Origin of the sequence: Xenorhabdus sp. KK7.4 (assembly GCF_963876465.1) — a bacterium.
GTDB lineage: Bacteria > Pseudomonadota > Gammaproteobacteria > Enterobacterales > Enterobacteriaceae > Xenorhabdus > Xenorhabdus stockiae.
Genome location: NZ_CAWNQF010000080.1, coordinates 31666 through 46445 on the forward strand (window position 1 = coordinate 31666; position 14780 = coordinate 46445).

Consider the following 14780-nt stretch of genomic DNA (forward strand, 5'->3'; position numbering starts at 1 on the left):
ATGTTAGTTAAATCAGCATCAACCCAACTTTGTAGAGTCTACAACGAACTTTAAAACTTACAAGTACATGGTGATTTGTGATACATATTTTTTAAATTAATACCTGTAAGAAATTAAATATTATTAATGATGGCTTATGAAGGCAGATTATTTAATTATTTGATTTTTATAATAAATAAAAAAGTTTTATTACTCATAGCATGTTTATTTTAAAAAATACTGAGAATAATCTTAAATTAATTCAATGATAGTAAATAGAATGAAACTTTATCCTGCTTTCTACAGGATTATACTGTTCGGGTGAGGCCTGAGGACGCATAATCAGGCCTAGTGTTGTGCCTTTCTGTGCAGCTAATCTCAGTTTTTGTACTCCATATTCAGACAGTTCTGGCAGCCATCCTAATACGATGCAGTAGCTACCACTTGCTAAGGCTTTCTCCATGGCATAGGGTGATGCAACAGGGGTAATTTGGTTTAATTGAACGTTCTTGTCTAAAGACAAACCCGAATCGACTAACCACTGGCGGCTTAATCTTTTATTAGGCGTTATCCAGAGTAACCACCTGTTTTCATCTCTGGATTGATGTAGCAAAGGAAGTAGGATGTGGTTAACCACAGGCCATTGTTCACAATAGCTTAACTCACGGATTGTACCATTTACTGCTTGTAAGGAATTTTGCTCAGCCTGACTAAAAGGTTGTAATTTTGTAGATGTAGTGCCCGTTACATTAGTGATTTCGTGTGTGTGAGTTGTACTGTTCTCAGCTTCAATTTTACTCTCAATGAGATACTCCAGAGTGGGTTGAATACGCATAATGTTCCTCACCATGATGCCTGTATATATATACAGTAATTGGTTATTTGGCTAAAAGCAAGACCATTTTTTTCAAGGCGCTTCGCAAAAATTCATATAAAACAGTTTTTTTCTCATTTAATGATTGGCAGCCAGAAATAGATTGCGTATGGTTTTAATTACTTGTTCTTGTTATTTATTTTGTTAATAACAGACAAGGGAACTGAGCATAAAATATTTAGTCAGGATATAATTCATGGAGTGATAAAAATGTTTTTATCTGGGGCGCGTTTTGATCAATTGAAACACGGCGTATCTTCATTGGGTAAACTTAAAAAAAAATCCCAGTTTGGTGGAATTGGATTATCAATTGATGGAGTCTTGTTCGCCCTGAGTTATGAAGGTGAGCTTTATTTACGAGGGAATAGTTATGCAGAGACGTTATTTAAAGCCAAAGGCATGGAGACGTTTATCTATTCAAAAAGGGGAATTCCTGTGGCTTTGCGTTATTACCGAGTCAGTGAGTCACTTTGGCGGGATCAAAAACAATTATTCGAATATGTTAATTTAGCTTATCAAGATACACTGACAGATATCATTAATAAACAAAGAACACCTCTCAGATTAAAAGATCTTCCTAATCTTGGGATGGCTTTGGAGCGCCAGTTATGGAAAGCAGGAATATCAAAAGTAGAAGAATTACGTGTGTTAGGAGCAAAAGTAACTTATCTTAAATTACAACAAAATGGAAAGAAGATAAGTGTTAATATCTTACTGGCATTAGCCGGAGCAATAGAAGGTTGCCATGTTGCTGTATTGCCAGAAAAACTACGCCATGATTTACTTATATGGCATCAAGAATTAGAACATAGTAACTAGTATTATTCTATTTTATCTTAATTTAAGACGACAGATGATAATTGATTTTAAATACAGCAAATATAAGTTACAAAAATAAAAAAACCGCCTTCATAGAAGGCGGGATGTATTTAATTAGATTTCTGATTGTTTATTTGCTTTTTCAAATTAACTATTTCCGGTAATAATTCAACTAGCAATCCTACTTGCTGTAATACAAGTTGAACCTTGCTGTTATCAGAATTTAATTGATTACTTTTTTGTATCAAATGCTCTGAAATCTGATGTAGGAACTCATCATTAACTCTGTCTTGTTGCAATGCAGATTCAACATGGTGAATTGCTTCAGTCAGTAGATCCAGAATGACAGGTTCATTAAGTCTGTCACGATGTGCACCTAAGGCGGAAATATAACTCAACATGGTATGATTCAGGCAAAGAAAACGAAATGCTTCTTCCTGAGAAATACGATGATGCTTAGGTTCTGATGACATGTTTGAGACAACCGATGCCAGTTCGGCATCATAATTATGAGCGTTACGGCGAGCAACCCGATATTCCAGGCAATTACTCTTTCCTTGATGATATTGCAGCAAAATAGCATTGAGATAATGGCAATTGGCATTCATTGTACGGGTAATGACTTGTGGCAATTGGCGAAAATTCCAATCAGGCCAGATAAAACTGACTGCCAACAAAGCAATACCACAACCGATCAGGGTATCGACTATTCTGGGTAACGCTACTTCAAAGCCTTCACCCAATAGATTAAAGCTTAATAATACCAATAACGTAATAAATAGAGTGGCATGTGCATACTGGCTACTACGGAAGGCAAAAAATAACACACCTGAAATGACAATCAGCAATAATTGCCCTTCAATAGAAGGTACAAGATAGAGAATAGGCAGGCCAATCAAAATACCCGCCAATGTCCCGATAACCCGCAGAGCCAGACGGCGGCGAGTTGCGCTGTAGTTAGGCTGGCAGACAAACAGGCTGGTCAGCAGGATCCAATAACCTCTTTGCATATCAAATAGCTGAATAATGGCATAACCAGTACAAAGCAAAGCAGACATACGGATAGCGTGACGGAATAGTGCTGATTTGGGTGTTAGATTGCTGAGAAGCCGAAATGAAATATCACGCCATCCCGTTAAAGCCTCATCGGATAATTGCGTTTCTTCTTGTTTATCGTTGTACTGTTTGTCAGGGTACTGCCTGTCATCGCTTTGCTTATTATATTGAGCAATTTCCTGAAGGGTCAGATATTGCTCAGAACTGAGTCCGGCTAGTTGTGCATCAATTGCCCGCAAATTTTTCAGTAAATTACTAAATGCAACGATCTTAGTATCAACTAGTTGTTGGTTTTTTAATTTCTCTAAAGAGATTTCAAGATAGGTGAAAGCATTCTCGAACCGTGAGCTATGCTGATATTGTTTACGCAGGATAATGGATTGTGAAACCCGCGCACAGGCCTGTGCCTGCATGGACAACAATCGCTGGAAACGGAATAGAAGATCGCTGTGGCGCAATGTTTCTCGTAGCTTTTGATACTGAATGTGAGATGAACTGGCACGTTCATGGATATCCTGAACAACAAAATAATAGTGTAGCGTCCTTCGGGTTCCCTGTTGCCCACGGTCTCCTTTCAAACGACTTAATAAAGTTATTTTAGTTTGATTCAGTGTTGATACTAATGTGCCGTTGGCCATCGCAATATCAAATACAGCCTGCTCGTATTCCTCTGCTTCAGCATCTGGGTCAAACAAATTTGTTTTGGCGTGCAGATACACAGAAAGCTGATGATAACAGCGTGCTAGGTTTTCTTGTAACGGGCGGATAGGAAATAGTGCATGCCCTGCTAGTGTCAGCAAGTTATACCAAATTGCACCAGTGAGTAATAATAAAGGTTGCTGATACCAGACAGGGAATATCGATGTACCCAGCATAGTATATATTGCAATCAATAAAGCACCGAAAGCGATGGTGGCATAACGCTGCCCTAAAGCACCAAGTAGTATGAAACTACAGGTAGAAATCGCCAGCCCAAGAGCGAAGAACCAAGGGTATGGAAAAAGTAAAGTAATAGAAACAGAAGCAACAAAGAAGGAGACTAAGGTGATGACCAGATTGCGTAAACGACCCGCTAAACGATCATCTAAGTCTGTTAATGCGGCGGCGACAACACCTAACGTCAAAGGGATTGTAATCTTGGGTTCTTCTTTCAATAGCCAGGGAACCAGTGTAGTTCCTGTTAGCGCAATAAATATACGAATATAATAGAAAACGTGATTGTTATACAAAAAATGGCGGGAGCTGGAAAAAACAGTTAGCACAAAAAACTCCTAACAACATTTAAGTGAGCAGATAGCTCAACAATTTTCAGGTACGGTGCTATTACAATGGAACTAAAATCAACACAAATTGGTCAACGACTTGCTCGGCATCCTTATAATCGAGTGCGTTTACTGAGTGCTGGCATTGAAGTCAGTGGTGACAAACATCAGTACCTAATTCCATTTAATCAATTAATCGATATTCAGTGTAAGCGAGGGCTTGTCTGGGGGGAACTGGAATTTGAGTTACCGGAAGGGAAAGTTGTTCGTTTACATGGCACTGAATGGCAGCAAACACAGCGTTTTTACCATTATTTATTCAAGGAATGGCAGGCCTGGAGCTCTGATATGAGCGGCATCAGCTCTGGCGTTCTGTCTGCTCAGGTAAATAAAATTGATAAAATTCGCCAGCAAGATTATTGGATGAAGGCAGAAGATTTATCTCTATTACAGCAACAAATCCATGAAACATTTCAATCTATTCCCTTGCCATCACAAAGACTCAAGGACTTTGCAAACTGTCGGGAAAATTACCAGACGTGCCTGAACTGGCTTAATGAAGGAGAGGAACGGCGAAAGTTCATAAACCAGCAGTGGGCTGAACGCATTCAGGAACGATATGGTGAATTGTTCCAAATCGCAGAAAATGTACCATTCAATCCGTTACAATATCAGGCTGTTATTAATGGTGAAAAATCCATATTAGTTTCGGGAAGTGCAGGAAGTGGAAAGACATCTGTTTTAATTGCCCGTGCAGAGTGGCTATTATTACGCCAGCAGGCGCTTCCTGAGCAGGTTTTATTACTGTCAGCCGGGCAGAAATCGGTTGAAGAAATAAATAAACGTCTTCAGTTACGCTCGGGAACAAAAACGATACAAGCGAGAACATTCCATGAACTGGCCCTTTGTATCATCCGGCAGGCAAATAGCAATACACCAAAAATTAGTGAATTAGAGACTAATATTCAAAAGCGCCATGATTTTCTTATTCGGGAATGGCAAAAACAGTGTAATGAAAAAAAAGCACAGGCCAAAGGCTGGCGCGAATGGTTGAATGAAGAGTTAGACTGGCAGTTACCCGATGGAGCATATTGGAATGACAGGCAGGTACAATCCCGTTTATCCAGCCATCTGGATTATTGGCTGGAGTTAATGAGAATGCATGGTGGTAGCCAAAAAGAGATGCTGGAACGGGCTTCGCCTGAATATTCAGATATATTCCCAAAACGTATCCGCCTGATGGCACCTTTGTTGAAAGCCTGGAAATCGGTATTAAAAGAAGAAGGCGCGCTGGACTTTTATGGGTTGATTCATCAGGCAGTAAATACTCTGCAAAAAGGACGTTTCATTAGCCCGTGGAAGCATATCCTGTTAGATAATCTGGAGAATATTTCTCCTCTAAGTATTAAGTTATTAACTACACTTCAAGCACAAAATAGACAAAGCCATATATTCGCAGTAGGAGATAACTGGCAGGGAGTTTGTCGGTTTAATAGTCTTGAATGGCCTTCAATAAAGACTTTTTCTGCTTATTTTGGTGAGAGTGACGAGTGCATTTTAGATACCACGTATCGTGTTAATGAGCACATTAGTAAAATGACTAATGGAATTACCCGTTTTTTTCACAGCCAAGTGAGTGATTCATTGTGTAGGCTTACCAACCATAGTTCAATAAAAGGAAATAAAAAATCAGTCATGATTTTGCCCGAAGAACAATTGGAAGCCTTGTTAAACCGCATGAGTGGCTACGTCACCAGTCAGGAAACCATCTTCTTATTGGCTCGTTACCATTTTCATAAGCCTGAGGTATTGAAGAAAGCGGCAACCCGTTGGCCGAATTTAAATATTAACTTTATGACCATTCACGAATCTCTGGGGCAACAGGCTGATTACATTATTATCTTAGGATTACGAAAAGGAAAAGAGGGTTTTCCGGCATCAGAAAAAGAAACAGTGCTGGAGCAGGTTTTACTGCCGAAACCTGAAACATTTTCTGATACACAAGAGCAGCGCCTGTTATATGTTGCATTAACGAGAGCAAAAAAGCAGCTCTGGCTGATGCAGGAACCTAAAAATCCATCGGTATTTATTCACCAATTATCTAAATTAGGTGTCCCAGAGCACCGAAAGCCTTAGGTTTCGGGGAGATAATCTGTTTTTCTTTGCTGGTGGCTGTGCTTATTTTAGCCTTTCATCAAGGTACCCCTGATAATCAGGTACGTAAATATCGACTTTTTCGGTAAAAAGCGAAGATTTGATAAGAAAATCAGCAGTTGTTCGATTTGTTGCTACAGGGATATTCCAGACTGTGGCCAGACGTAACAGTGCCTTGACATCGGGATCGTGAGGAACGGCATTCAGAGGATCCCAAAAAAAGATTAGAACATCAATTTTTCCTTCAGAAATCAATGCACCAATCTGTTGATCACCTCCCATCGGTCCACTCAATAGGCTGGTAATCGGTAAGCCCGTTTGTTGTTGAAGCAAGTTTCCGGTTGTACCTGTGGCATAGAGCCTGTTTTGTTCTAATACACGCTTATGCTCATTGACCCAAGACAGAAGAGATTGTTTACAGTGATCATGCGCAATCAGAGCAATACTTTTGGATTCAGTCAGTGTACGGGTTGTTAATTCCATATTAATACCTTCGTGAGAATGCACCATTTACCAATTATTTTAATAACAAGATAATAGAAATAAACGTGATTGTCATAAACACTGTAGTAAATGAAACGTATAATTATTGCGGCATAATCATGAGTTAGGGGGCTTTATGAGTGATCAATATCTGATAGATATCCTGAAAAAAGTCGGAACAATCGCTCTGGTGGGAGCGAGTGAAAAACCAGATCGACCCAGCTATGAGGTAATGGAGTACCTGATTAATCAGGGATATAACGTTATACCAGTTAGCCCTAGGCTAGCGGGCAAAACATTATTAGGACAGCAAGTTGTGAAGCAGCTAGCTGATATCGAACAGCCAGTTGATATGGTTGATGTCTTTCGTAATGCAACAGCTGCTTATGGTATTGCGGAAGAAGCGATTGCCATTGGAGCAAAAGTGCTTTGGCTGCAAAAAGGGGTAATTCATGATGAGGCGAAATTACTGGCAGAAAATAAGGGATTAGATGTGATTATGGATCGCTGTCCGAAAATTGAGATCCCACGTTTAGGATTAGAAAAGTAAAGAAGGCGATGGGTTATTTTTATTTCATCGCCTTTCCTTATCAGTATCGTTTAACTTTTTAAAGGAATGTGTTTAATTTCGTAACCTTGGAGCCAGCAATTGACTGCGGATAGATTCAGCTAACTCATCCAGAGAAGGATGTTCCGGATGATCATCTGATATCTCGTAAGTCAATTGAGCCTCTGCTAAATAGGTGTGGACAGGTTGCCCATCATCACCTTCCATCACAACGTGATACCACGGAGCTGAACGTAAAGTAGCATTAGATGCGATATCATTTTCCTGTGGTTGTTCTAAAGAATATTCGGCATCAATATCTACAACAACACCCAGATAGCCCAACAGGCTATGTCTCACTTGTTGGCCGATACCGAATTTGCTGGCGATCATCATAGTCACCTCCAGAGAAACCTTGCAATCACTCTTATATAAGGGCCGTAAGGTAAATTTCAAGCGCACACCCGGTAACCGGAATCTTGCATTTGAGATGGTATGTGATCACCATCTCATATTTCAGGTTAGCTGTTGTGTATATAAAATACAATACTAAAAGTGGTCTTAGCATGCCAAAGTTATTATACCTGATAGTTTTCAATCTATTGCATAACAGAAAATAAATACTTTTCCATCAGGATACTGAAGAGTCACTTTTCAATTTTGTTTGAGGGAGAAAAAGAAATGACAGTTCAAAGTGTCACTATTTATGTTTATGGCCGAGTACAGGGAGTTGGTTTTCGTTATCAGACATACTACTGGGCAAAGAAAAATAAGCTATTGGGGTATGTTCGGAATATGAATGATGGCAGTGTCAAAATCGTTGCCTGTGGTAATGAAGAACAAATAGCAGCGCTAATACATTGGCTGGAGAAAGGCGGGCCTCCGGGTTCAAAGATTGAACATTTTCAGCCTCAGTTTTGTGAGATAGAGGAAATGGCTGATTTCAGCATCCGCCATTGAAGGCGGATGACAGACTCAGATACATTTCACTGGTTTTGGTAACCCTGCAATTTTAGTTGCTTGCTTTGCCGGTCCTTTAGGAAACAAGCGATAAAGATAGCGGCTATTACCTTTTTCTTCGCCATGCTTTTGTGATATCGCCTTGACTAACATCCTGATAGCGGGGGAAGTGTTAAACTCCTCATAAAACTCGCGGACAAATCGAACCACCTCCCAATGCTGTTCGGTTAAGATGATATCTTCCTGCTCGGCAAGTAGCGGTGCCATCGCTTCTTCCCAGTCGTTACTGTTTTTAAGATAACCCTGTGCATCAGTTTCGATTTCTCGACCTTCAAATACCAACATAGCTTTTTAACCACTCGACAATAATGGCTGCAATTTAGCAAAAATCACCTTTATTCCAAAGAAAGATTGCCATAAATGCTGAATAAATGCGCCAACGAACAGTTATGTGAGTGATTTGGCATCAATTGAGCATATAAGTACTTTACATTGGGAACAGTGATGTTTATAGTGCACGACATCGCGGAGGGGTGGCCGAGCGGCTGAAGGCAGCGGTCTTGAAAACCGCCGATGGGAAACCATCCGAGAGTTCGAATCTCTCCTCCTCCGCCATCTACACTTCTAGCAGCATCTCTTAAAGTCTATTTTCCCCAATAAAATCAACGAAAATTCCCAAATAACACTCTATCAACGTCTACTGGCATCTATTGCAATGTACCCCAGTTAGGGGGTATATATAGGGGTAACTTTCTGTACCCCCTAAAAAAATACCCCCATTACTGTGAGGGGGCAAGGATGCTGGAAATATGAAACTAACAGCCCGACAAGTTGAAACAGTAAAACCTCAAGATAAAGATTTTAAGCTATCGGATGGCGGCGGTTTATATCTGCTGGTAAAGACAACCGGTTCTAAATACTGGCGACTGAAATACCGCATTGCAGGAAAAGAAAAGTTACTCGCTATTGGTACTTTTCCGCTTATTACGTTGGCAGAGGCCAGAAGAAAACGTGATGAAGCCAAGAAACTGATAGCCGAAGGTATTGATCCTAACCAAGATAAAAAACAAAAGAAATTGGCAGCTCAGGGAGAAATCAGTAATACCTTTGAAAGCATTGCGCGTGAATGGTACGAGGGAAGAAAAGACAGGTGGTCTGTTGGTTATCGTGAAGATATGATGGACGCTTTCGAAAAAGACGTTTTCCCTTATATCGGTCATCGCCCGATTGCTGAAATAAAACCTCTCGAATTATTAGACCTCCTTTCTATTATGGAAAAGAGAGGCGTCACCGATAAATTAAAGAAAGTCCGCCAACGCTGTGGTGAAGTTTGGACATATGCAATTATTACGGGCAGAGCCGAATATAATCCAGCCCCCGATTTAGCGAGTGCTTTTATCCCTCATCAACGCGAACATTACGCTCACCTTTCAGTAGATGAATTACCTGAATTTCTGCGCTCTATTGATAAATATATGGGTAGTCAGATAGTCAGAACGGCTTTGCGAATGCTGATATTAACCGGCGTTCGTCCGGGAGAACTCCGCAAAGCTGAGTGGTCAGAAATTGATTTAGATAAGGCTGTTTGGACAATTCCAGCCGCAAAAATGAAAATGCGCCGTACTCATGTAGTGCCATTATCAGAGCAAGTTATCGATTTATTGAAGCAGATTCAGCCTATCAGCGGCAGTTATCAGTATGTTTTCCCAAGCCGGACAGATTACAGAAAGCATATATCTGATATGGCAATCAATACCATGATCCGCCGTATGGGATATTCAGGACGAGCGACAGGCCACGGGTTCCGCCATACCATGAGTACCATCCTGCATGATCTAGACTTCAACACTGCATGGGTTGAAAAACAGCTGGCTCATGTCGATAAAAACAGTATTCGAGGCACTTACAACCACGCTCAATATCTGGATGGTCGCAGGGAAATGCTGCAATGGTATGCGGATTATATGGAGATGCTGGAACGAGGCGAAAATGTCCTGATCGGGAAATTTGGCAAAAGGGCATAAAGATAGATATTTTTTAAGAAAAGTAACATAAAAAAGCAACGCCCCAGTGTGCGCGAACACATCTGAGGCGTCTGACCAAACCGTTAAACGAGGTAACGATGATGGCTGATACACAGTCTAACCAAACTCACCCCAAATTTACATCTTCAGATAAAATAAACGAACAAAAACCACTCGATTTTATCCAGTCTGTGAAAAAATCCGCCATGTATCACTGGGAAAATCTGCTGCCAGCATGTGGTATTGATATTCCCGGCAAGGGAAAACATGGCGCTTGCCCTGTCTGCGGCGGTGCTGACCGTTTCCACTTTATCGACGATCACCATCACGGCAATTGGCATTGTCGCCAGTGTGACGCTCCGAACTATGGTGATGGGTTGGATTTAGTGGCAAAAAACAAAAGGATCTCAATTTTTGAAGCAGCAAAGGTTGCTGCGGATGTACTGGCATTGCCTTTGCCAGAACCCAAACCAACTAACACACCAAATCATAGCGCTAAACCAATCGCAGAACGCATCACGGCACTGGTTGCCACTGCTGTTACGGGTGAATCTCAATATCTGATGAAAAAGGGATTGCAATACTCCAATCAGAGATTGTTAAAAGACGGTTCTTTATTGCTGGTGACTCAGACACTGGATGGCGCAATTACTGGCGCACAGACCATCAAGCCAAATGGTGAAAAACGACTTGTTGTAGGTACACAGAAAAAAGGCAGTTTTATTCTGGTAACTGAGATTACCGGAACGCCGGACACAATCATCATTACCGAAGGTTACGCTACAGCTTTAACTGTCAGTCAACTGCATAAAGGCGTGGTATTGGCAGCGATTGATGAAAGTAACCTATTGATTGTTGCCGAACAGGCTAGAGAGCAGTATCCAAACTCCAAAATTATAATTGCCGCCGATAACGACTGGCACGAACCGGAAGAACGAGACAAAAACGGCATGCTGAAAAAGAATATCGGCAAGGTTGCAGCAGAGAAGACCGCCAAAACGATTAACGGATGGGTAACGCTACCGCCTACGGAATCAAAAGCTGACTGGGATGATTACCGACAACAATACGGTATAGAAATAGCAAAACAAGCCTTTGCTCAGGGGCTTTATCAGCCAGCATTAACCAAGAAAAAAGCAGCAATTCAGCTTAATAATGATACCGAGCCTGCAAAACTGACATTATGCCAGATGGGAGCCAGCCAACGCGGGGAAGTATTGCTGGCACGTTATAACGGTGATTTGGCACTGGATGGTGCTTCGGAAACCGTTTATCACTATGACGGTATTATCTGGCGTCCGGTCAGTGACCGTGATTTAAGACGGGAAATGGTCGCCGCCTTTATGGAAGAAAAATTACCATATTCACCGCATGGTATTAGTTCAGCCGTAGATGCCCTGAAATTACAGCTTCCCATGATGCAGCCTCCAGAACGCCACTTAATCGGGTTTAGTAATGGTGTATTTGATCTGAAAACCTGCCAGTTCCGGCCTCACGGCAAAAATGACTGGCTATTACTTGCCAATGACGTTGAATTTAATTCCCCTGTTTCGGGGGAAACCCTGCAAGATTATGCGCCACAATTCTGGCGCTGGCTCAATCAGGCAACTGCCAACTGTGAAAACAAAGCATATAGAGTGCTAGCGGCGCTGTTTATGGTGTTGGCGAACCGTTATGACTGGCAATTTTTTCTGGAAATCACCGGAGTCGGAGGCAGTGGTAAAAGTATCTTTGCTGAAATTTGTTCCATGCTGGCAGGTAAAGGCAATACCGTTTCCGCAAGTATGGCTGCACTGGAAAATCCACGGGAACGGGCGTTGATTGTCGGCTATTCGCTGATTATCCTGCCAGACCAAACTCGCTATGTGGGTGATGGTTCCGGCATTAAGGCGATTACTGGCGGCGATGAAGTTGCTATCGATCCGAAACATAAACAACCTTATTCAACCCGCATTCCTGCGGTGGTGCTGGCAGTAAACAATAACGCCATGAGTTTTAGTGATCGCAGTGGTGGGGTATCGCGGCGTCGGGTAATTTTTAATTTTTCCGAAGTCGTGCCGGAAAATGAACGCGATCCACTCCTACGGGATAAAATTGCGGCAGAATTGCCTGTGATTATCCGGCACTTGCTTCACCGATTTGCTGATCCACAATCAGCGAGGCGTTTACTGGCAGAGCAACAGAAATCTGCGGAGGCGCTGGATATCAAACGCGGCACAGATCCACTGGTCGATTTTTGCGGTTATCTCATTGCTTCCCATGAAGTTGACGGCCTATTAATCGGCAATGCGGAAATTATGCCGTTCAATCCCCGTAAGTACCTCTATCACGCCTACCTTGCTTATATGAAAGGCAATAACCTGAACAAACCTGTTTCCGTGACTCGCTTCGGGATGGATATGCCGGGCGCACTGGCAGAATACAGCCAGCAATATTTACGCAAGAAAAGCAAACAGGGCATTCGCAGCAATCTGAGCCTGAATCTTGATACCGCTATCGAATGGATGCCGAAACTGACAAGCAATAGCCAGCCAGAAGAATAATTTTTTTCTGATTACAGGTATTTTTCAAAGAAATATAAAAAAGTGTTCACCACTGTTCACTCTATAATTTAAACCAAATATATCAAAGTATTATAGGGTGAATAGTTATTTTTAAACTGTTCACAACTATTCATCACTGTTCACCTTTTTTCTGGTTGGAGGTGAACGGTTGGGTGAAGAGTAGCGAACAGTTTAGTTTCAACTCATCACCCTTTAAGGGTTTGAATTTAAATTTAATTATTCAAAGGTGAACAGGGTGAACAGTTTTACCCCTAATTCTTTAATAGGGAGGGGGTAGGTAAAAATGTTTTCTCTGGCAGGTGATCTTTCAGATCTCCGAGTTACTGGGTTAATTTATTAGCCCGGTAACTCGGAGAAGGCAAGCGTAGCGCGTCAGTGTGGTTTTAATCTGTCGCCTTAAACAAAATGTAACATAGGTAACCATATCTATTTGTTTAATATACGATATTAATCACGATTTTTCCGCTTTATTGTCACCTATACTAGAATATATAAATAATTCTGGTATATCCTATCCAGCGGTGTATCAAAAACATGCAATTATCATGGGCAAGATAAAAAATTTTTCAGCTAGATTGGTTTTAGAACTGGCAAAAATGATAGGAAGGGTTAAATGTGGATTAAGTCATTATTTAATATACTGATAGTAATAATTTTATTTATTTTTTGTAATATAGGATTTATTTCCATTGATTTGACTACAAAAGAAGTAATAACCTTATGGACAAGCAATGAGTACACCCCATCTGAATTATCTTTTTTTATTCAGATCACTGATTATGCAATGCTGGCTAATAATTTTCTGTTTGTTTTATGTACCATAATGTTATTTTTACGAAATAAATTAAAGCATAGTTTAAGAATAATTTTTTTAATCTTTTTAATTTCCCTAATAAATAACATATCTACATTTATTTATGCCTTAAATTTTCCAACTTTTTTTAAATTTATTAAAAACCATGATATACATTTAGTATTGGTTTCATTTCCTGCCTCAATCATTATCATTTATATTTTTGCAAGGATAAAAAGCAAATGAACAATAGGGACATAATCAAACAATCAAGAGTTTTTGATAAACTTGATACATATGCATTAAATATTTATGAAACCACTTGTCGATGGTTACCTAAAGGTGTTTTTTTATGGGTGGAAACAAAAGGCACAGGTCATACATTTATTTCTGTTCATACCGAAAAAGGAATAAATGTTTTTTCCTACGGTCGTTATGCCAATGTTAGTCCAACGCAAATAACAGGTGATGGTGTTTTAGTTTGGATGCAGGATAATGAAGCAATTGAATATATGTCAAGCGAACTTTATAGAATGGAAGCTCAAGTTTATAATATCAGGGACGCTGATATTATAGCGATAATGACATATTTTAAAAGCCGATGGCACACTGGTAAAGAAGTAACCAGTGCTTCCGCAAATGAACCCACTAAAAAATTCGGAAGAGTTATTGATACTTATGACTTGACTGGTGTCAACTGTACAACTCACTCTATCAAGGCACTTAATTACGCAGGAAGTAAGGTCTTTGAAAGAAAAAATATATTTTCTATAAACTATACAGAGGATTTTACTATCCCATATTCATTACGAATATACATGAATGATATTGATACACTTAAAAAAAGCATGATTATAACTGATGTTACATGGAGTTTTAAGCAACAGATGAGAAACACCAAAGGGTTAGTTCCTTTAAATAACGTAGGAAAGAAACAAGAAGCATTTGGTGTTGCAGCTAAATCAGCAGGAATGCTAGGCACTCAAAGTAGTGGATACGGTGGTGCTACTTTCGGTGGTTCGTCTGGCTGGAATTACACCCCGAAAGAAGAATGATTATAAAAAATGATGAACCAGCTATTGACGACATGAAATAATTAAAAAATTATACTAAAATGTCATAATACATTCATTAACAATATTGCGATTCATGTTTGAATCGCAATATTGTATATAGAAAACCCCCTGCTAGGCAGGGGGTTCCGTAGAGCTTTCAGCGATGAGGCAGCTATAAAAACCCCTTTTGATTTGTTAAAACACCTTGCG

General features: G+C 40.3%; 12 protein-coding genes and 1 tRNA gene. 8 read left to right on the forward strand and 5 right to left on the reverse strand.

What is annotated here, in order from left to right:
* Nucleotides 1-241 precede the first annotated feature (241 nt).
* Entirely contained in the window at nucleotides 242-814 is a 573-nt protein-coding gene (gene sulA, locus AACS90_RS14120) for an SOS-induced cell division inhibitor SulA (protein ID WP_099123093.1), read from the reverse strand.
* 249 nt (nucleotides 815-1063) lie between these two features.
* Between sulA and AACS90_RS14125 the strand changes: the two genes are divergently transcribed.
* Nucleotides 1064-1672 carry a TfoX/Sxy family DNA transformation protein gene (locus tag AACS90_RS14125; protein ID WP_099123094.1) on the forward strand — a complete coding sequence of 203 codons (609 nt, stop codon included), beginning with the start codon at nucleotides 1064-1066 and terminating at the stop codon, nucleotides 1670-1672.
* Between the two features lie 110 nt (nucleotides 1673-1782).
* Here AACS90_RS14125 and yccS read toward each other — a convergent pair whose 3' ends face one another.
* Entirely contained in the window at nucleotides 1783-3990 is a 2208-nt protein-coding gene (yccS, locus tag AACS90_RS14130) for a YccS family putative transporter (protein ID WP_099123095.1), read from the reverse strand.
* A 66-nt stretch (nucleotides 3991-4056) separates the two neighbouring features.
* Here yccS and helD point away from each other — a divergent pair, with 66 nt between their 5' ends.
* Nucleotides 4057-6126 (forward strand): DNA helicase IV, encoded by a 2070-nt coding sequence (helD, locus tag AACS90_RS14135; protein WP_099123096.1) that lies wholly within the window; start codon nucleotides 4057-4059, stop codon nucleotides 6124-6126.
* A 42-nt stretch (nucleotides 6127-6168) separates the two neighbouring features.
* Here the strand turns inward: helD and mgsA are convergent, their stop codons facing one another.
* Nucleotides 6169-6627 carry a methylglyoxal synthase gene (gene mgsA / locus AACS90_RS14140; RefSeq protein WP_099123097.1) on the reverse strand — a complete coding sequence of 153 codons (459 nt, stop codon included), beginning with the start codon at nucleotides 6625-6627 and terminating at the stop codon, nucleotides 6169-6171.
* A 136-nt stretch (nucleotides 6628-6763) separates the two neighbouring features.
* On the opposite strand from mgsA, the gene AACS90_RS14145 reads away from it, so the two are divergent.
* Complete coding sequence (locus AACS90_RS14145) at nucleotides 6764-7177, forward strand: CoA-binding protein (protein WP_099123098.1); 414 nt, start codon at nucleotides 6764-6766, stop codon at nucleotides 7175-7177.
* Nucleotides 7178-7249: 72 nt separating this feature from the next.
* On the opposite strand, the gene hspQ is transcribed toward AACS90_RS14145, so the two are convergent.
* Nucleotides 7250-7570 (reverse strand): heat shock protein HspQ, encoded by a 321-nt coding sequence (gene hspQ / locus AACS90_RS14150; RefSeq protein WP_186435674.1) that lies wholly within the window; start codon nucleotides 7568-7570, stop codon nucleotides 7250-7252.
* A gap of 285 nt (nucleotides 7571-7855) precedes the next feature.
* Between hspQ and yccX the strand changes: the two genes are divergently transcribed.
* Nucleotides 7856-8134 (forward strand): acylphosphatase, encoded by a 279-nt coding sequence (yccX, locus tag AACS90_RS14155; RefSeq protein ID WP_099123099.1) that lies wholly within the window; start codon nucleotides 7856-7858, stop codon nucleotides 8132-8134.
* A gap of 15 nt (nucleotides 8135-8149) precedes the next feature.
* Here yccX and tusE read toward each other — a convergent pair whose 3' ends face one another.
* A complete protein-coding gene (tusE, locus tag AACS90_RS14160; RefSeq protein WP_169926668.1) occupies nucleotides 8150-8479 on the reverse strand; it encodes a sulfurtransferase TusE in 330 nt (109 codons plus the stop codon).
* A 182-nt stretch (nucleotides 8480-8661) separates the two neighbouring features.
* Between tusE and AACS90_RS14165 the strand changes: the two genes are divergently transcribed.
* The 4 genes from AACS90_RS14165 (at nucleotide 8662) to AACS90_RS14180 (ending at nucleotide 14570) form a co-directional block, all read left to right on the forward strand.
* A tRNA-Ser gene (locus tag AACS90_RS14165) sits at nucleotides 8662-8749 on the forward strand.
* A 194-nt stretch (nucleotides 8750-8943) separates the two neighbouring features.
* Nucleotides 8944-10158 (forward strand): tyrosine-type recombinase/integrase, encoded by a 1215-nt coding sequence (locus tag AACS90_RS14170; RefSeq protein WP_099123100.1) that lies wholly within the window; start codon nucleotides 8944-8946, stop codon nucleotides 10156-10158.
* A gap of 101 nt (nucleotides 10159-10259) precedes the next feature.
* Nucleotides 10260-12701 carry a toprim domain-containing protein gene (locus AACS90_RS14175; protein WP_371635626.1) on the forward strand — a complete coding sequence of 814 codons (2442 nt, stop codon included), beginning with the start codon at nucleotides 10260-10262 and terminating at the stop codon, nucleotides 12699-12701.
* A 1056-nt stretch (nucleotides 12702-13757) separates the two neighbouring features.
* Entirely contained in the window at nucleotides 13758-14570 is an 813-nt protein-coding gene (locus tag AACS90_RS14180) for a hypothetical protein (RefSeq protein WP_099123102.1), read from the forward strand.
* Nucleotides 14571-14780: the final 210 nt, after the last annotated feature.